The sequence below is a fragment of the Cohaesibacter haloalkalitolerans genome, assembly GCF_003574655.1.
Classification (GTDB): domain Bacteria; phylum Pseudomonadota; class Alphaproteobacteria; order Rhizobiales; family Cohaesibacteraceae; genus Cohaesibacter; species Cohaesibacter haloalkalitolerans.
Window position 1 is genome coordinate 35422 of record NZ_QNUM01000007.1, and the last position, 20196, is coordinate 55617.

A 20196-nucleotide genomic window follows, 5' to 3' on the forward strand; every position below is an offset into this window, starting at 1 on the left:
GTCCTTAGCCCTCCACCTTGATATCTGCAATGTCGAGCAGGACATCCCCGCCCTTGGAGGCCACAATGATCTGGCCATCATGTTCGATGGCGCAGCAGACGCCGTGGCGGTTGCCGTTGGCGCGGCTGTGCATGCTGGTGAGCGGGTTCATGGCCTTGCCGAGCCGCACCACCATGCCGTAGGAACGGGCCGGAGCCCATGCCTTGTAGACGCCCATGGTGCGGATGCCACCACACTGCAGCGGCTCAAGGAAACTGCGGTTGGAATAGAGCGCCGGAGCAATCCAGTATTCACGCGGCACGCTTTCCATCATGTCATGGCGATAGTGCTTTTCCTGCAGCACCAGCTCGACAAGCCGGTTGCGCGGCGCGAACACCGACAGGATGGCACCGCCCTCGGCAGTCGGCACAATGCGGGCGGGATAGCCCGGGATCTGGTCGATCAGCACGGAGATATTCTTCTCCGCGTCCATGATCATCACCCTGTGGCGCCAGCTTTCCGAGAAAGCCACGCGGCCACCGCTCAGCGGGCAGAGGCCATAGGGATAGGCCAGCCCTCCGGCAACCTTCTCAAAGGCCTCCTTTGGCGAATGCCGCACCCAGATGGACCCGCAGGCCTTCTTGCTCATCAGGTCGGCCGCCCAGTCCGAGCAGGCATGTTCGGATGAGCCATTGGCCAGCCACAAGGAGCCGTCGTAGGAATAGGCCAGCGCCGTGATTGCCTTGATTTCCTCCAGCAGACGGACGGGTTCACCGTCGACAAACAGCTGTCCGGTTTCCAGAGCAACCGCCAGCTTGTCATCGATTGACACGGCAAGGGCCGTGATTGGTGCTTCAAAGGAGCGCAGCAGTTTCGGCTCGGCCCCCTTGTTGACGACATAGATGGCATTGCCTGATGTGGCAATCAGTTCGCCCTTGTAGATGGCCAGATTGTCCGGCTCGGACAGATGGGTGAGGATATCGGCTTCATCGAGCACCGTGTTGGGGCGGAAGGCACCATCCATGGGCGGAATGGTCACCGCCTTGCCGCGGAAAATGTCGAGGATGGGATCGAGGATCATGCTTTTTCTCCCCAATAGGACGTCATGCCGGTCCATGTCGGGTCGGCACCTTCGATGTCGAACAGCCCGATGCGGTTGTTCAGAATGCCGCCGATGAAGAGTTTGCCCTTGTGCTCGCGCATCGAGGTCACCATCGGGTGGTTCTGACCGGTGAGGTCGCCCATGGTCTGGATGATCTTGCCGTTGTCATCGAATTTGACGATGCCGCCGGTGTTGATGTTCGGGAACAGCCAGTCATCCTGTGGCAGGCGGCGGGTCATGCGCTTGCGCATGTCCGGATGACGCAGCGACAAGTCAAAGCTCGGAGTGCGCATGCCAAGCCAGGCCATCCAGTAGGTGCCGTCGGAAGCACGGTTGATGTTGTCGGTGTAGCCCGGCATGTCCTTGATGACGCATTCCACGGTGCCCGCCTTGGGGCCTGCGATCCAGTAGCGATGAATGCGGCTTCTCCAGCTCTCTGAGAAATACAGCGACTGACCGTCATGGGCGATGCAGACACCGTTGGTGTAACGATAACCGTCGAGCAGGGTCTTGGTGGAGCCATCCTTGGGATCATAGACCAGCAGGCGACCGGTGCCACGGTTCTCGATGGAATCGAGCATCCATTCATGGGCATCGTAGCGCTTGGTACTGTCGGTAAAATAGATCTTGCCATCAGGCGCGATGTCTAGATCGTTGGGATCGCGCATACGGGCATCATCGACAATGGAGGTCAGCGAGCGTCTGGTCTCGGCTGAAAGCCGCGTAACCTCGCGATCCGGTGAAATCTTGTAGAGCCCCATGGCACCGACGCAAGAGATGAGGTTTTCATCCTTGTCAAAGGCCAGCCCGAGCGGGAAGCCGCCAACATGGGCGAAGACTTCCGAGCGCTTGTAGTCCGGAGCAAAGAAGCGGACGATCTCGCCGTGCCGCGTGCCGCAATAGAGGTTGTCATTGCGGTCGAGAATGACGTCTTCCGGCCCTTCCAGCTCGCCAAGGCCGATATGCCGGGCCGAGGACAGCTTGTTGTTGAGGGCATAGGCGGAGCCAGACCCCGGCTCTGCGGATTCGGCCTTGCCCATTTTGAGGTAGACCGGCGCGACATAGATCTCGTTGAGGACCTTGTGGCGGTTCTTCAGCCAGCGGATATCGATGGTCACCGCAAAGGCCAGCATGATGCCGAGCACCATCTGGTTGGTGCCAGTACCAAAACCGAGGCGGATGAGGCCGTTGGTCATCACCAGAACGATGACCGCCCCCATGATGCCCTTGGCCACCGAGCCACGCCCACCGCCAAGGGAGTTGCCACCGACCACCGCAGCCGTCAGCGCAAGGATTTCCAGCCCGTTGCCGGTGCCGGGGCCAGCACTGGACAGGCGTGTTGCCATCAGGAAGCCGGATACTCCGGCGCAGAAGCCGGAAAAAATGTAGGTCATGAAGACGATGCGCCGCACCCGGATACCAGCATTGTGCGCGGAGCGGCGCGATCCGCCGACCGCTTGCACATGCCAGCCCGGACGGGAGCGCGTGAGAGCAATGTGGGTGATCAGCGCGAACACGATGGCGGTCAGAACCGGCATCGAGAAGCCGAACAGCGTGCCGTCACCGATGAAGTCCCAAAGGTCCGAGGAGGCAAAGGACATCTGGGTCGCAGCGCCATATTGCACGACCAGAATGTCGAACAACGCACGCCCGATGATGAAGGTCACCAGCGTGGTCAGGAAGGCACGCAGACGCAGGAAGCCGATGAGATAGCCATTGATCGCACCGCAAGCGACGCCGGTAGCGATGGCAGCCAGCAAGCAGACCCAGACCGGGGCTTCGAAAATGAAGAAAGTGGCAACGGACGCAAAGGTCGCAAGCGCAAAGATGGAGCCGACCGACAGGTCGATACCACCCCCCAGCATGACAACCGTAAGCCCGGTCACGACAAGCGAGAATTCACCGAGCTGGCGCGTCGACTCCTGCAAGGAATAGGGTTTGAAGAAGCCCGGAATCGCCGATCCGAAGGCAGCCACTGTGATCACCAGGGCAAGAAAGGGAATGGCGTTATCCGTCCATCTCTTGGTCAGAATCTCCCCGATGAGGTGATCGGGAATGGCATTGTAGCGCCATGCTTGCAGTTTTTCACGAAAGGCCATCTATCAAAATTCCGACGACTTGAGCCATCCGTCACGGAGGGAGGGTTCCGAAAGGGACGGATTGGGAAATGAATTTCATCAACACCGACGCAGAGAGACCGAACATCCGGCTTCCTGATCGGTGGGGTTTCGGGCAGGCGATCTGTCCGGAACTGGCGAATGAAAGGCAGAGGCCACAAGGGCCCCTGCCCGCATGACATTATTGTCCGGCTTCGGCCTGAAGAGCCGAGAGATCCCAGCAGCTGTCAGGCTTCATGTTTTCCTTGGTGGTGGCCTTCAGCAGCGTGTAGATGTAAGGCGCAGCGGTGCCAGCCGGCTGGCCGCTCTGGAGCAGATACTTGATGATCGCCACCATGTTGTGGGTTTCCTGAGCAAGGTCGGTCATGACCACGGCGCCATAGGTGCCATCGGCAATCAGGTCACAGTCGGCGGCCTTCTCGCCGCCACCGGTGGTGACGAGGAAGACGCTATCCTGTTTGCCTGCTTCGCGAATGGCAGCAGCAGCGCCCGAGGCATCGCCATCCCAGAAGTCGATGACACCGCAGATTTCAGGATTCTGCTGCAGCATGGTGGTGGTCACGTTGCGCGAGGTGGTGGCGTCCCAGTTGGAGTCGGGTTTTGCAACCACTTCGAACTCGGGATATTTGGCCAGCACTTCCATGATGCCCGCATACTGGAAGAGGCTGGTTGCGTTGACCTGATCGCCCTGCACCAGACCGATCTTCTTGGAGGAATCCGGACCGCAGCCCTTGACGACGGCTTCTGCTTCGAGACGACCCAGCTGTGTCCAGTCACTGCCGACATAGGCATCTGCCTTGAAGTTGGCCGGATTGTCCACGAGGATCACATAGATGCCAGCCTTCTGGGCGCGCTTCATCAGCTTGGAATAGGAGTTCATGTCAGGTGACATGATGATCAGCACGTCCGGTTTGTTCTCGGAGGCAATGGCCTCGGTGATCGCCTGCGCACCGGCTTCAACGCTCCAGTTGGGGTCGCGGGTTTCGAAGATGCCGCCGAAGGCGTCGACTTCGCGCTTCAGGATGGCGGCCCAGCCCTGCGCAAGGTCGAAGCCCATGGCCATCGGCACCAGCATGATGCGCTTGCCAGCCATGGCCTTGGCATAGATTTCCGGTGCCGGGTCGCCTGCGGCCGACACTTGGGTGACGAGCGTAGCGGAGCTGATGGTGAGCGCCGCGGAGGCGGCCATAAGGGTCTTGATGATGTTCATGTCTGTCCCTCTCTGGAAAGGTGTGTTGATTGCGATTGTTTTCAGATGTTGTTTTGACTTCTGGCGTCTGGTGCCCGGACTACGCGGGGTTAGGAAAGTTCAGATATCCCCCTGCTGCGCGGTCTGTTCGTCACGCGGATTGAGGATGCCATCAACGATGATGGCGCCGAGCAGGATCCCCGCCTTGATGAGATTCTGATAAAGCAGTGGAATGTCGATGATCGTCATGGCGTTGAGCATGATGCCGATGAGCGCCGCACCGAACAGCACGTTGCGCACGCCGCCCTTGCCGCCGGACAGCCCGATGCCGCCGATCACCGTGATCAGCACGATGTCATAGAGCAGGTTGGAGTTGACGATGCGGGTGTTGATGGAATGCAGGCTGGCAGCGGTCAGTACACCGGCAATGAAGGCAATGAGCGCCGAGATGACATAGCGCAGAACCATCATTGGCCGCACCGGCATACCGGAGTTGCGCGCGGCTTCCGGATTGTCACCGGCGTAATAGACATAACGGCCCCATTTGCTGTAGCGCAGGAACAGAAAGGTGGCGAACGCCAGCCCGGCAAAGATGAAGACTTCCACCGGCACGCTGAAAAAGCGCAAGCCGCCGAGGATCTCCACCCAATGGGCGGTCGGGACCGGGACTGCATCGGTGGTGATCAGCTGGGAACGCACAAAGCCGAATACGAAGGAAGAACTGGCAAGGGTCACGAAAATGGCCGGAACATCGGCATAGGCGACCAGAATACCGTTGATGAGGCCCATGGCAATAACACCGGCAAGCGTCAGCAGCAGGGCCGTGCCCTCCCCCATGCCCGATCCGAGCATCTGCAGATAACAGGCAACAGACATCGCCATGATGGCAACCATCGACAGGTCGATGCCACGGCCGATGATAATCATCGCCATTCCCAACGCCAGAATACCCAGTACGGAGACCGAGCGCACGATGGCAACCAGATTGTTCGCGGTGAAGAACCCGGGCAGCATTAGCGAGGCCAATGCGAAGATCGCGATGGTAATCGCCAGAACGATGCTCTCCTGATTGAGGTTTTTCAAGAAACTCATATGCGCGACCCTACTCCATGCCCAGAGCGCGCCAGTCGTTCTCTTGTTACAGGACCCGCTCTGTTTTCATTGTTGGGGCGTATGTCTTTTGCCTGTATCTTTGGCCAGCCCGCTTTCCTTTGGCCTGCCGGAGGGCAGCCAACAGAGCGGGAGAAAGACATATGCCGAAAGCTGCATAATATTGATGCAGCCACCCATCTTGCCTAAACAATGAGCAACGTAGCGTCAGTTTATTCTGCGCGTCCAATGAATATTTTTATCTCAAATCCATGCGCAATTTGCATGGATTTGAGTTTCGCGCAAAAAACAACAGATTATATGACCTGAAGGTATCCATATTGTGCGAATTGAGCCGGAAATTCTTCCTGATGTTGCTCAGAGAAAATGTGCTCTCCGAGGGAATCAATGAAACGCTGGCCGTAGGCCGGGAGCGGCTGGCGGATGTTCCACATCGCGCAAATGCCGAAATGGATCGGTTCTCCCTTGAGGGAAATGGGCCTGCTGCGCAATTTTGGCTCCCGTGGCCGGGTTGAGGAAGGAACAACGGCGACGCCGTTACCTCCGATCGCCATGGCAAGCAGGGTATGGGGGGAATTGCTCTCCAGAACAACGCGCGGCACCACGCCGCTGACGCGACAGGCCGCATCAAAGACCTCACGCGACACATGCTTGGTGTTCAGCGTCAGCACGGGAAGCGACAGCAGTTCCTCGATCTCGATCGGCTCCTGGGTATCGCCAAGGAATTCGGCGTTGCCAACAGCAAGAAACCCGAGCTGGCCCAGCGGGCGGCTTTCCAGAATGTCGATCGGGGCCGATGGTTCGGCGCTGATCGTCAGATGAAAGACCCCGTCCACCAGCTTGCTGGCCAGTTCCGGGCCGCCGCCATCTTCAAGACGGATCTCGATATCTGGGTTGTCTTCCGTCCACTGTTTGAGAAAAGTCGGCATATAGCGCTCGATCAACTGGGAACAGGCGCCGATCTTCAGCAGCCCGGATTCTCCACCCGTCAGATCACCGGCAAAGGTTCTGAGCTCCCGATCTGCGACCAGAACATTGTTGATCTTGGCCAACAGCGCCTCACCCTGCGGGGTGAAGCGGATGTTGCGGCCCGTCTTCTCGAACAGTTTGACCCCGAGATAATCCTCAAGCGCCTTGACCTGTCGGGAAAGGGCCGACTGGGTGATATTGAGACGCTCGGCAGCCTTGGTAAAATTCATCAATTCGGCAACAGCGACAAAGCTGGTGTAATTGCGAATATCCATTGAACATGACCTGTTTTGAAAAGACGGCAAAAAATTGACCCCATGAGCTAAGGCGAAATTCAAATTTTTGTCAAATCTTCTTGCTCGGTGGGGTCAAATACGGTGCTTCGGCGGTGGCAGGATCAAGTCTCGACGCGACCATCCACAGGTTCCCCTGTCGCGGTCACGGCCTATGCGGAAACCCGTAACCTTGGCTTATTCGCCTGTTTCTGCCAACAAAGGAGGATCACACCACCAGTCAGGGCGGCCGAAAGAGGTTTCCGGTTGTTTCCGCCCCTTGCCCTCTGTGCTCTATGGGACGGTTTCTGCCTGCAAAGCTTTCTCAATAAAATTCAATGTGCTATTGAATCTGCATGGAACAAGGCCATTTCTGATGAAAAGATACATTTTATTTGGAAAGTTTGGTTAAGCTAAGGTTAGCTGATCAGGCTAACGTGCCATTGAGTTTGGAGTTTGCAGTTTTGCTGTCTCGGCTGACATTGCGGAAAGACCACAGGTTCGGTGCGCTTTCGGGGCGCAACCGAGGCTGGCGTGCGTCCACGATGTCCTTATGCCTTGCAACCACCATGCTCTCGGCAAGCTGGAGCGGACAGGCCTCGGCCTTTGAGCTGTTTGGCTACAAGTTTAGCACCAGCGGCGTCGAGGCAGTATCCAAAGCCAAGCCGACAGCCGACATTCCTGATCCAGTCACCTACAGTGTTTCACTCACCAGCGCCGACGAGGCCCTGACCGATGAGCTGAAAGCGGCTTCCCTGCTGATCGAGAAGAAGGAAGAGCCAGCCTCCGGCACGACGGGCCTTTTGATGCGCGCCCGCAATGACCAGAAGAGGCTGATCGCAGCCCTCTATCGCAAGGGGCTCTATGGCGGCACCGTCGACATTACCGTCAATGACGTGCGCTATGACAAGGTTCCGCTGGATGAGGACCTGACCAAGGCCTCGTCCGTCAAGGTCGCCATTGCCGTCAAGCCGGGGCCGGTGTTCACCTTTTCCAAACCGGACGCCCAGTTGAGCGACGGCGCGCCGGTCGACCTTCAGCGCTATGGCGTGATTGCCGGGGCTCCGGCCTATTCCCAGCTTGTACTTGATGCCGAAGACGCCATTCTCGCGGACTATCGCGACCGCGGCTTCGCCCTTGCCAAAATCGAAGAGCGGTCCCTCGCCGCAGATCACAAGACTGGCAAGCTGGATGTTACCCTGCGCGTTGATCATGGCCCCCTGGCCCGCTTCGGTCAGGTGACGATCACCGGCAACGAAGATGTCGACACCGACCTCATTGTCCAGCAGGCCGCCATTCCGGTTGGCGAGACCTACAGCCCGGTCGCCGTTGCCAAGGCCAACCGCAACCTTCGGGCGCTCGGCGTGTTCGACAGCGTCATTGTCAAGCCGGCGGATGCCGTGCTTGAGGATGGCTCGCTGCCCATCGAGATTTCGGTCAAGGAGCGCAAGTTCCGCACCATTGGCGCCGGTATCACCATCGGCAACCTTGATGGCGTCGGGCTCGAAGGTTACTGGGTCCATCGCAACCTGTTCGGCGGCGCGGAAAGCCTGCGCATTCAGGGCTCCATCGCCAATATCGGACAGGATGATGTCAAGGACCTCGACTATAACGCCGACATCATCTTCAAGAAGCCCGGCGTGATTGGTCCTGCCAGCACGTTTGACGCCAAATTGTCGGTCGACTTCACCAACCCGGACGCCTATCAGAAGCGGGCCGTCAGCGGCGAGGTCGGGCTGAGCTACCAGTGGACGGACGCGCTTTCGACCCGCGCAGCGTTCAAGACCGAATATGCCCGCATTACCGACAGCACCGGCACCGACAGCAACCTGCTGTTCTCAACGCCGCTGGAACTGGCCTATGACAAGCGCGACAGCAAGCTCGATCCGACCGAGGGCTTCTATGCGCTCATCGACGCCGAGCCGACCATCAGCAGCGATGGCTCGCTCGCCTTCCTGAAGACAAGCGCCACCCTGTCCGCCTATCAGGCAATTGATCAGGCCAAGCGCTTCGTGCTTGCCGGGAAGATCTCCGCAGGCTCCATTGTCGGCGCCTCCAAGAGCGATGTGCCCACCGACCGCCGCTTCTTTACCGGTGGGGGCGGCAGCATTCGCGGCTATTCCTATCAGATGGCAGGCCCGAGGGATTCCAACAACGATCCGACCGGTGGCCGCTCCTACATCACCGCTTCGCTTGAGGCGCGCATGAAGGTCACAGACACCATCGGCCTTGCCGCCTTTGTCGATGCGGGCAACACCTTCAACAGCTCGATGCCGCAATTCAAGGATGAATGGTACACCGGCGTTGGCGCAGGCCTGCGCTACCTGACCCCGATCGGCCCGCTGCGGCTCGATGTCGCCGTACCGCTCAAGAAAATCAAGGACGAGCCCAAATTTGGTGTTTATTTGGGCCTAGGTCAGGCTTTCTAGTTGTAATCATCTGCTGAACTGATTCTTCCGGCTCTCCAGAAATGAGGGAACTATGACGTCTGCACGCACCTTGGCGACCCGAGGTCTTTTCATCCTGCTTTTCACGCTGCTGGCGCTTTTGCTGGTTGGCTATCTGATGCTGTCGACGCGCTTCGGCCTGTCGATGACAGCCTCGATGGTCAACGCTTTGGCCAGCAGTGACGAACAGCAGGTAGAATTGTCAGGCGTTGACAGCCTTCTGGGTGAGGTCAAGATCGGCAAGATTGCGCTGTCTGACAAGGACGGCACATGGCTCGAAGCCAAAGGTCTGTCCGGTCACTATTCGCTGTCCGATCTTCTGCGCCTTTCCCTGTCAGTGGATGACTTGTCGCTTGCAGAGCTTTCGGTTGTTCGTCCCCCCAAAGCCAGCACCCAACCTGCAGACACCAGCAGCGATGGCTCGCTCATCCCGACCCTGCCCGCAGTCGCTGCGCGGATCGACAGCCTTTCCATCGCGAAAATCTCGCTTGGCGAGGCGCTGCTCGGCAAGGCCGCAGACCTCACCCTGTCAGGCAACATGGCACTGCTGGGCAGCCCGTTTCTGACCGAGGGGTCGCTCGACATTCATCACCTGGGTGCCGATGAGGGAGGCTTTACTGCCAGTTGGGATATCAACCCGACCGACAATCGCCGTGAGCTGTCGCTCAGCCTTTCGGAACCACGCGGCGGTCTTGCGGCCCGGCTGATCGACATTGCCGATCTTCCTGCCATCGATGTTGCGATGAAGGGCGACGGACCGGCCAATGACTGGCGCTCCGACCTGACGGTCAAACTGGACGGCCAAACCACAGTCAGCGGGCAGGTGATCGTGGGGATTGCCAATGGCAGCTCTCGGGTCAATGCCAAACTGCTCGGCAAGCTTTCGCCCTTCCTGCCGAAGGCCGTCATTCCACTGGTCGCAGGCACCAGCAATGTCGACCTCTCGGTCGAACAGTCCAGCGACAATGTGATCGCGCTCAAGAAATTCTCCTTCGTCTCCGGGCTGGCCAGCCTCACGGCCAGCGGCTTTGTCGACAACCGGAACAAGAGCCTCGACATGGCGATGCAGTTCGACCTTGGCTCCGAAGGCACACGGATCGAAATGCAGCAACAGGACGCCCCGTCCCTGATCATCGGCCATGTGGGTCTCAAGGGACGGATGACCGGCACGCTGACCAAGGCGGCCTTGACGCTTGATGGCTCCGTCGACAGCCTGTCTCAGGATGCCCTCACTCTCGATGGGGCCTCCCTGTCGGTGACTGCGCCGGAACTCGATATCGAAAACCGCAAAGGAGCCATCACGGCCAACCTTGCGATTGCTGATCTTGCCACCGGCTCGACTCCGGTTGATGCCATCCTCAAGGGCGACAAGACAGTGGTCATTGAAAGCGTGCTCGATGGCGAGGCCATTCGGCTCGACAAGGCAGAGCTGACTGCGGGACAGGCCTCCCTTGCAGCCGAGGGCAGCTACAGCCCAGATGCTCTGGCGCTGAAGGGCAAGCTGGGACTTGCCAATCTCAGACCACTGAACGAGGGGCTCACCGGAGCTCTGTCCGGCGACTTTGCCGTTGACGGCTCGGCACAGGCACCGCGTCTGATCCTTGCCATGCGGGGACAGTCTCTCAAGGTCTACGACAAGCCCATCACCGATCTGAAGCTGGATCTTGCGTCCACCGCCGCCCCCGACGCGACCCTTACCCTGTCGGCTCTCTATGACGGGTCGCCCCTTGAAAGCGCCATCGAACTGGCAACCAACGAGGATGGCAGCCGGTCCATCAAACGCCTGTCCGTTTCGGCTCCCGGCGCAGAGGTAACCGGAGCACTGGCTCTGACGCCTGAAGGGCTGGCCTCAGGCAATCTTGTTGCCTCCGTCGCCGATTTTGCCGCTTTCGGCCCGCTGTTGCTGCAGCCGGACCTTACTGGTTCGCTCAAGGCGGATGTTGGCCTTACGGCAGCCGATGGCAAGCAGTCTGTCTCGGTCGAGGCAACCCTGCCGCAGCTCACCATGAAAGCCGTGTCGCTGTCGGCGCTCAAGCTCAGTTCGGCCATCACGGATGCAACCGGTGTGATGGCGATGAAGTCCAGTCTTGCAGTCGACCGGATCACTGCCTCGGGAGAGACCATTCGCTCGCTCAACGCCAAGATGACCGGCGGCAACGGCTCCTTGCCCTTCTCGATGACAGCCAGAGTCTCGAACGCCCCCGTTACGCTCGAAGGCGCTCTGTTGCAGCAGAACGGCCAGACCGCCCTTGCCCTCAAGCACTTCACCGGCAGCTGGAAATCCATCGCGCTAGCTCTGGTCGACCCGGTCGACATCGATCTGACCAACGGGGCTGCGCTCGACTCGCCTCTGAAACTGAAGGTCGACAATGGCCTTGTCACGGTGTCCGGCTCGGCCGGTGAGCAACTGAACCTCGGCGTCACACTTAAGGCTCTGCCGCTGGCAATTGCCGAAAAGGTCGCCCCGACCGGCGAGACACCCACCGGACAGCTTGACCTCACTGCGACAATCACTGGCCCGTCGGCCAACCCGTCAGCCAGCTGGAAAGGCGCCGTCAGCGGCCTTTCCGTGCGCTCAACGCGACAGGCCGGTGTGCCGCAAATGGCCATCAGCACGTCGGGCCGCTTCGAGAGCAATGCCATCACCATGCAGAACCATCTGAGTGGCGGCGGTGCCGACCTCGATGTCAATGGCAACGTCGGGCTTGCGCGCCAGACCATGAGCATTGCCGCCAAGGGCTCGGTGCCTTTTTCGCTTGCGGCCAGAAGCCTCGCCGATGCTGGATTGCAGCTTGATGGTGGCGCGACGCTCTCGGCCAATGTGACCGGCAGCTTCTCCGCCCCCACCATCAACGGCACCATCACCACCAAGGGTGCCCGCTTCTCCGAATTCTCCTCCGGGCTTGTGCTGCGCGATCTGGGCGGCACCATCCGGCTTGAAGGACAACAGGCCAGCATTCAGAATGTCACCGGTCGCCTTGGTCAGAAGGGGACGCTGACGGTCAATGGCACCGTCGGGATTGATGCCAAAGCCGGATTGCCGGCAGACATCACCGTTTCCATCAAGGATGGCGCCTATAAATACGAAGAGATTCTGAGCAGCCTGTTCAACGGAACCGTGACCCTCAAGGGGCCGCTCACCGGCAATTCGGTGATCTCCGGCCGCATCGACCTCAAGACAACAGAAATCCTGATCCCGGAAAAGCTGCCCGAAACCCTGTCGCCGGTCGATGTGTCCCACAAGAACGCCCAAGGGCGGGTTGCCGAACAGGCGGAGAAATTCGCTCCCAAAGATAGTAGCACCGCTAGCTCCGGACCGGCCATGCAGCTTGATCTTGATATCCGCGCACCACGCAGCATCTATATTCGCGGTCGCGGCATGGATGCCGAGCTTGGTGGCACCATCAAGATCGGCGGCACCACATCAGATCCACGTCCGTTGGGTACGATTGCCATGCAGCGGGGTCGGTTGGAAATTCTGACCAAGCGGCTCGACTTCGACAATGGCACGGTGAGCTTTGCCGGAACGCTCGATCCGGCGCTCGATTTCTCGGCCAGCTCCACCAACAGCGGCACTACCTACACGGTTACGGTCGGGGGCTATGCTTCTGCCCCGGAAATCGCGCTGAGCTCCTCTCCGACCCTGCCGGAAGACGAAATCCTGGCACATCTGTTCTTCGACAAGGAGCTTTCCGAGCTTTCTGCCATCCAGCTGGCGCAGCTGGCCAATGCAGTGGCAACTCTGAGCGGGGTCAATTCGGGACCGGGTGTGCTCGACCGCCTGCGCAATATGGCAGGTATCGACAACATCGACATCAAGTCCGATGCGGAAACCAACGAGACCACAGTCGGTGTCGGGCGCTACATCAACGACCGGACCTATATCAATGTCGAGAAGAGCACGGCGAGTGACGCAGGCAAGGTGAGCATCGATCTCGATATCACCAATCAGATCAAGGCCCACGGCGAAGCAAGCTCGGATGGTGAAACCAAGGCCGGTCTGTTCTTCGAACGGGATTACTGAGCGTTGATGAAGAGTGTTGCCAGCGGCTTTGCCGCTGACACGCCATTAAGGGCGGATCAGCAGCTTGAGACTGCGTGATTGTCGCCGGTAGCATCGTCATGATCGTCTCTGGCCTCACCATCACCGGCCAGGTCCCTTGACCGATCCAGCGATCTGAGGGCCGCGACCTGACGGTCGGCCTGCAAGTCCCGCTCTGCTTTGAGGATTGCTGTGCGGTCTTCTTCCGGCACCTCTCGCATGATGCTCTCGATGGGCATTGGTCGACTGATCAAATAGCCCTGCAGCTGGTCGCATTCATGCTCGCGAAGGAATGCGGCTTCTTCAAGCGTCTCGACACCTTCGGCCACGATGTCCATACCGAGGCCCTTGCCCAGGCCAATGATGACCTTCATGATCGCCGTCGCGCTTTTCTCCTGACCAAGTGCCACAACGAAGTTGCGGTCGATCTTGATGGTATCGAACGGATATTTGGACAGGTAGGACAGCGACGAATAGCCGGTGCCGAAGTCATCCAGCGCCAGCGCCAGTCCCAGCGCCTTCAGTTGCTTCATGACGGCAAGTCCGCGCTCGTCATCCTCAATGAGCATGCTTTCCGTCAGTTCCAACTCGATCTGCTCGGGTGCTGCACCGGTTTGCTCAAGCATAGACTGGATTGACTTCACGAAATCACGCTGCAGGAAGGCGAGCGGGCTGATGTTGACGCTGATCCGATAGCCGTTGAGATGCTTGGCAGCATCTTCGCAGGCCCGCCGGAAGACCCATGCATCAATCCCGACGATCAGACCGCTGGCTTCTGCAACAGGGATGAACTCACCGGGGCTGATGACCCCCTTCTCCGGGTGGTTCCAGCGCAACAGGACCTCATAGGAATTGATTTCGAGCGTTCTGGCATCAACCCGCGGCTGATAGTAGAGCTCGAACTCATCGTTCTTGAGCGCCTTTTCAAGGCTGGCCTGCAGTGCGCGCCGTTTCTCCATCAGCTTGTTGAGGCCAGAGCGATAGAGATTGGAGATGTTGCGGCCAGTGTTCTTGGAATGATAGAGCGCGATGTCGGCGCGAGAGAAGATGGTCTCTGCGTCCTTGGCATGTTCCGGGCTGAGGGCTATGCCGACACTGGCCCCGATCAGAACAGACGTGTTCTCGTCGATCTGGATCGGTCGCGACAACTCGTTGACGATCCGGTGCCCGGTATCAGCAGCCTGGTTGGTGAATAGGATATTGCGCTGGATGATGGCGAATTCATCACCACCAAGACGGGCGACGCTGTCATTGACCCCGGCGATTGCCTTGAGGCGCGCTGCTGTTTCCTTGATGACGATGTCCCCTGCCGGATGGCCATAGACGTCGTTGACATTCTTGAAGCGATCAAGATCAACAAGGATCAGGGCAATGGCACGCTGCTCTGTTGCGGTTCTGACAGCGTTTTCAAGCTGGGTGTTGAACAGCGACCGGTTGGCAACGCCGGTCAGCGCATCGTGCTGCGCCATGATGCGGATGTGCTCTTCTGCTGCCTTGCGTTCCCTCAGGTCAACAAAGCAGGAAATGCGAACATCTCGCCCCCGGTAGTTGATCATGCGGCCGCGGATGGCAACGGGAATCCGTTCACCGGATTTGGACAGCAGCACGGCTTCATAGGGTTCAACGCAGTTTTCGGCAATCGAGCGCTCGATGCGTCCGCGATGCTTTTCATCGGCAAACTGCATGATGTTCTTGCCAATGACCTCATCAAGGCTGTAGTCGAGTAATTCCGCGATCTGGCGATTGCCATCGATCACCATGCCATTGTGGTGGATGGCGATGCCTTCGAATGTAGCATTCGAGAGGGCGGCGATGCGTTCGGATTCTTCCGACTGCGCCTTGAGCAATTCCAGCTCGCTCAGCTTGTTATGCTCAGCCTCGAGATTGACCATGAGATTGTTGAACAGACTGGTCAGGTTCTCGGCTTCGTCACCGGCCACGGCCGGCAAACGCTGTGAAAACCCGCTTTGGCCGGAGAGCAGTTTTTCCATTGCTTCCTCGACATGGCCAACACCGATGCGGGTGGCATGTTCGGCAATATTGAGGCCGACCAGCTCCTCTTCCGGGCTGGCACGCAGACGCAGGAAGCGCTTGAGGAACCAGAAGCAGAGCAAGCCGAGCCCGAAGCTGACAACGAAATTGAGACCTGCACCGAGCATCTGGATCAGGATCTGGTGTTGACGACCATGTTCGAACAGATGGGCCGGTGCCAGCAGAGCAAGGCCTATGGTGCCGACCAGCCCGGCAAAGCCATGCGCCCCGATTGCCCCGACCGCGTCATCAATCTTCCAACGGGTCTCCAGCATGCGGTTGGCGATGACGGCAACCAGACCGCCCAGCGTGCCAATGACAATCGCGCCAAGTGGCGTGAGAACGGCGCAACCAGCCGTTACCGCAACCAGACCACCGATAAGACCTGCAAGAGACTTCTCTGGCAGATAGTGGCGGTCCTGGAAATACCCTAGGCTGAACCCGGCGATGGTGCCAAAGCCGCCTGCGAGCACGGTGTTGAGGATAATATAGGCGACATTCTCGCTTGCCGTCAGCGTCGAGCCGCCATTGAAACCGAGCCAGCCAATGAACAGCAGCAACGCGCCGGTGGTCGCCAGAACAGGGCTGTGGCCGGCAAGGCGCACCGGTTTGCCCTTTGCATCAAAGCGCCCGTCGCGCGGGCCGAGCAGGAGGCAGCCCGCCAACGAGACCCAGCCGCCCGTCGAGTGAACGACCGAAGACCCGGCAAAATCGATAAAGCCCATGTTGGCCAGAAAGGCGCCTTCGTTGGGGAAGAGCGCACTGCCCCAAACCCAGTGGGCATAAACGGGAAAGATGATCGCCGACAGGAAAACAGATGCCAGAACATAGGAAGACAGCCGGATCCGTTCGGCAACCGCACCGGAAACAATCGTCGCAGCCGTGCCGCAGAACATGATCTGGAAAACAAAGAAGGCGGCCTCGTGCGAGGTCAGTTGCTGGAGGCCGAAATAGCGCCAGTCGAGCCCGATCACGCCGTAGGACCGGCCGAAGGCGATCATGAAGCCTACAATGGTGAAGGCTGCCACCGAGAAGACGAAATCAAGCAGGTTTTTCTGCGCCACGTTGATGGAGTTTTTCGACCGCACCATCCCGGCTTCCAGCATCAGGAATCCGACCTGCATAAACATCACAAGCGCAGCCGCCGACATGACCCACGTCAGGTCAATATCAGCCCTCAGTGTTGAAGCGTCGGAAGCATTTGCAGACCCCGTCAAGAACACTGACAATATTAGCAAGGAAACAGTTACAGATTTAATACCCATAGTCGTCAATCAACACAGTACAGAAGTTGAAACGAACTTGATACTATACGGGGTGAGTTAAATTTCGATTTATTCAAAACTCCGATGAATTTGTACTCTCAATCATTTGATACACTTACTGGATCAGTACCAAGATGCGCCAGTTGACGCCAACACGGAAGGCTGGTGGGCCGCTCTTTTGACAACCGGGCAGCAGTCCCTTGCCTCTGGCAACTCCATGCCTCTGGCAAAGCCAGCTCACCCCGATTGGTCTCAAGTCGCCCGGTCGCCCTGCTCCCTTTCAGGCCAGATCAGAATTTTTTCGGATATCACAGGCTATAAGGAGAGGCTTATTGACCCGGGCCAGCTTGAAACCTACTCTGAACCGGCTCTGGGGAGGACAGGTATAGCAAGACAGCCCAGATGCTTGGGAGGGATCAAAGATCTAGCATCAGGAATGCGCGTACTTTTTGTCGAAGATAACATGGCGCTGGCGGAAACCGTCGTCGAGCGCTTCCGCAAGGAAGGCCACGTGATCGATCACGAAAGTGACGGCGACGAGGCGGACTTTATCCTGCGTCACAAGCAATTCGATCTCATCCTGCTGGATATCAACCTGCCCGGTCGCAACGGCTTCGAACTGCTGCGCTCCATAAGGGCGCGCAATCTCGACACGCCCGTGCTGGTGCTTTCTGCCCGATCGGAAATTGACGATCGCGTGGTCGGGCTTGATGCCGGTGCCGACGACTACATGACCAAGCCCTTCGATTTCCGTGAGCTGATTGCCCGCTGCCGGGCGCTGGCACGGCGCAAGTCCGGGCTTGCCCGCAATCTGTTCAAGGCTGGCAATCTCACCTTCGACTGGGGCACGAAGCTGGCCAATGTCGATGGTCAGGACGTCGAGCTGCGCAACAAGGAGGTGCAGCTGTTCGAGCTGTTCCTGACCAATCCGGATCGTGTCCTGACCAAGGAGGAGATCGCGGACAAGATCTACAATTTCGACGAAACGCCAAGTCTCAATGCCATCGAACAAACCATCACGCGCCTGCGCAAGAAGCTGGACGGATCGCCCTTTCTGATCAAGACAATTCGCGGGCTCGGCTACATCGGCCATATCGATGAGAGCTGAGCCAGACCGCCGGAGCGCGACGCACAGATGAGACAGTCCTCCAAGCGCCTCACGCAGAAGTCCATTCGCCACCGGCTTATCCTGAGCATGGGTGCCGGGTTTCTGGCCATTCTGACGGTGATCTGCGTCGGGCTCTGGGGCTATGCGCAACAGGCGGCGAACGAATCCTATGACCGTTTGCTGCACGGCGCAGCACTGGCGATTCTGGAGCGCGCCAACCTGACGTCAGGCGAGGTGCGGGTCGACATTCCCTATTCGGCATTCGAGATCCTTGGCCTTGCCAAACAGGACCGCGTCTTCTATCGGATCTTCACACAGGACAACGAGACCATCACCGCCTCGCACGATCTGCGCCCGGCGGCCAATTACAAGCCCAGCGAACGGCCGGTCTACTGGGATGATGCCTATAGCGGCGAGACGGTCCGCTTCATGCAGCAGGCCCGTTTTCTCACCGGAGACGCCCGCTCCCTCTGGCTGATCGTCGAATTCGGTCAGACCTGCATCGCACGGCACGACATGGTGGCAGATCTCTTCTGGAACGGATTTGCCGTTGCTCTTTTCATTACCATAGTCGGGCTGCTGTTTGTCTGGATCGCCATCAACCGGGCCCTGCATCCACTGATCGACGTGGAGCAGAATCTGCGACAGAGGGATATCTCCGATTTCACGGCCCTGCCCGTAACTCCACCGCGCGAGGTGGCCAGCCTGATCCTGTCGATCAACGGCTTCATATCGCGCCTCAAAAATAATCTGGACCATTCCCAGATCTTCATCGCCGATGTGACCCATCAGATCCGCACGGCCCTCTCCGCCCTGCAGGGGCAACTGGAGCTGGCCAGCAAGGAGCAGGATCCCGCCTTGCAGCAAGGTCGGGTCGACAAGGCGGAGCGACAGAGCCGCAAGACCATTCACCTGACCAACCAGCTTCTGGCCCACGCGATGGTGATCCATCGGGCCGACCAGAAGATCGTATCAGACATTCACCTTGCCGATCTTATCAAGACCGTCTTGCAGTCCCTGCTCCGGGAGCACATGAAATCAGACATCGACTTTTCGGTGTCCATCGCCCCGGAGATCGAAGATGGCGGGCCCGATGCCGACCTCATCGCTGGCGATGTGATCTCCATGCGCGAGGCGCTCAGCAACGTCATCGACAATGCCATCGAGCACGGCCCCGCCAACAACAAGATTGACATCTCCCTGTTCGCCAAGACCGGCAAGAGGCTTAACCAGCTCATCCTCCAGGTGGATGACGCCGGACCGGGCATTCCCGAGGACAAGCGGTTGAAGGTTCTGGAACGCTTCTACACCACGGAAACTGCCTCCGAGGGCTCGGGTCTTGGCCTCAGTATCGTTGATGAGGTCATGCGCAGCCACAGGGCCCGTCTGCAACTGGGGGATTCAGCACTGGGAGGCCTCAGTGTGCGCATGATCTTTTCGCGAAAGTCGGGGGACACATGATGGTTAGCGCTCACCAAAAGGCGATGATTGCCAGTTGGCGTACCGTGGCCTCGATCATTGCCGGGCTACTCTGTTGCATTCTGTCTCAAGCCGCTTGGGCACAGGACAGGACCGCAATCGACATATGGAGCACCACCGACACCGCAGCCTTTGAAAGCCTGATCCACGCCTTCGAGCAGGCCAATCCCGACATTTCCGTCACCTACCATGAAGTGACGACCAATGAGCTCTATGACCATGTCATCACCGCAAGGGAGCGCAGGGACAGCAAGATAGACCTGGTGATCAGCTCGGCCATGGACCTGCAGGTCAAGCTGGTGAACGAGGGGCTTGCCTCCCCCTTCAGTGCTGACAAGGCAGGCTCGACACCGCTTTGGGCGCAATGGCGCAACGAGCTTTACGGCTTCACCTATGAGCCGATCGTGCTGGTCTACAACAAGGCCGCCTTCAAGGGCTATCCGCTGCCCCGCACCCATTCGGACCTTGCCGACCTGTTGATCAATAATCTGCCGACTTTCGAGGGCAAGGTTGGCACCTATGACGCGGCTTCCTCTGGCGCGGGCTACCTGTTTTTCACGCAAGATGCCATCCAGAGCGACAAGATCTTCCGGGTTATCGAAGCGCTGAGCCGAGCCAAGATGCGAACCTATGGCTTCACGTCGGCGATTCTGGATGCGGTGGCGTCGGGCAACCTCATTCTCGGTTACAATGTGATCGGCACCTATGCGCTAGAACTCGCCTCCCGCGATCCGAATGTCGGCATCTTCCAGTTTGAAGACTACACGATCGTCATGTCACGCACCGCCTTCATCTACAAATACTCGCACAAGCGGGCAGAGGCGGAGCGCTTCATGGAATATCTGCTGTCGGACGCAGGCCAGCAAAAGATGGCGCAAGAAACCTCGCTGATCCCGATTGCGCCGGAGCAGCGGCGGCTCAAGCTGCCACCGAATTCCACCAACGCCTATCTGCCCATCAAGATGGGGATTGCGCTGTTGACCTATCAAGACACGTTGAAGCGGCGCTATTTTCTGGATGTCTGGAACAGTCTCTTCAAAAAGCCCGAGACCGAGTGAGGAATGGGCGCCTGATCGTGCGGCAAGA

General features: G+C 58.7%; 11 protein-coding genes. 5 read left to right on the forward strand and 6 right to left on the reverse strand.

What is annotated here, in order from left to right; all coding sequences use genetic code 11:
- Positions 1–4: 4 nt before the first annotated feature.
- The 5 genes from DSL70_RS17305 to DSL70_RS17325 all read right to left on the reverse strand — a co-directional run bounded on the left by DSL70_RS17305 (position 5) and on the right by DSL70_RS17325 (position 6741).
- Positions 5–1060, reverse strand: coding sequence for a WD40 repeat domain-containing protein (locus tag DSL70_RS17305; protein ID WP_119309229.1), 1056 nt, complete (start codon positions 1058–1060; stop codon positions 5–7).
- Positions 1057–3180 (reverse strand): ABC transporter permease, encoded by a 2124-nt coding sequence (locus tag DSL70_RS17310; RefSeq protein ID WP_119309230.1) that lies wholly within the window; start codon positions 3178–3180, stop codon positions 1057–1059. The genes DSL70_RS17305 and DSL70_RS17310 overlap by 4 nt, the downstream gene beginning before the upstream one ends.
- A 199-nt stretch (positions 3181–3379) precedes the next feature.
- The gene (locus DSL70_RS17315) at positions 3380–4408 is read right to left on the reverse strand and encodes a sugar ABC transporter substrate-binding protein (protein WP_119309231.1); all 1029 of its coding nucleotides are present in this window, start codon (positions 4406–4408) and stop codon (positions 3380–3382) included.
- 99 nt (positions 4409–4507) lie between these two features.
- Positions 4508–5479, reverse strand: a complete 972-nt coding sequence (locus DSL70_RS17320; protein WP_119309232.1) for an ABC transporter permease — start codon at positions 5477–5479, stop codon at positions 4508–4510.
- Positions 5480–5793: 314 nt separating this feature from the next.
- Complete coding sequence (locus DSL70_RS17325; RefSeq protein ID WP_119309233.1) at positions 5794–6741, reverse strand: LysR family transcriptional regulator; 948 nt, start codon at positions 6739–6741, stop codon at positions 5794–5796.
- Between the two features lie 542 nt (positions 6742–7283).
- Between DSL70_RS17325 and DSL70_RS17330 the strand changes: the two genes are divergently transcribed.
- Together DSL70_RS17330 and DSL70_RS17335 are read left to right on the forward strand one after the other, a co-directional pair.
- Positions 7284–9167, forward strand: coding sequence for an autotransporter assembly complex protein TamA (locus DSL70_RS17330; protein WP_119309234.1), 1884 nt, complete (start codon positions 7284–7286; stop codon positions 9165–9167).
- Positions 9168–9219: 52 nt separating this feature from the next.
- Positions 9220–13209 carry a translocation/assembly module TamB domain-containing protein gene (locus DSL70_RS17335; protein WP_119309235.1) on the forward strand — a complete coding sequence of 1330 codons (3990 nt, stop codon included), beginning with the start codon at positions 9220–9222 and terminating at the stop codon, positions 13207–13209.
- Positions 13210–13265: 56 nt separating this feature from the next.
- On the opposite strand, the gene amt is transcribed toward DSL70_RS17335, so the two are convergent.
- The gene (gene amt / locus DSL70_RS17340; RefSeq protein WP_119309236.1) at positions 13266–16523 is read right to left on the reverse strand and encodes an ammonium transporter; all 3258 of its coding nucleotides are present in this window, start codon (positions 16521–16523) and stop codon (positions 13266–13268) included.
- A gap of 436 nt (positions 16524–16959) precedes the next feature.
- On the opposite strand from amt, the gene DSL70_RS17345 reads away from it, so the two are divergent.
- From DSL70_RS17345 to DSL70_RS17355, 3 genes are read left to right on the forward strand one after another with little or no spacing between them, the layout of a single operon-like run.
- The gene (locus DSL70_RS17345) at positions 16960–17631 is read left to right on the forward strand and encodes a response regulator transcription factor (protein WP_119309237.1); all 672 of its coding nucleotides are present in this window, start codon (positions 16960–16962) and stop codon (positions 17629–17631) included.
- A 27-nt stretch (positions 17632–17658) separates the two neighbouring features.
- Positions 17659–19092 (forward strand): sensor histidine kinase, encoded by a 1434-nt coding sequence (locus tag DSL70_RS17350; RefSeq protein WP_119309238.1) that lies wholly within the window; start codon positions 17659–17661, stop codon positions 19090–19092.
- Positions 19092–20168, forward strand: coding sequence for an ABC transporter substrate-binding protein (locus DSL70_RS17355; RefSeq protein ID WP_162916854.1), 1077 nt, complete (start codon positions 19092–19094; stop codon positions 20166–20168). The genes DSL70_RS17350 and DSL70_RS17355 overlap by 1 nt, the downstream gene beginning before the upstream one ends.
- Positions 20169–20196 lie beyond the last annotated feature (28 nt).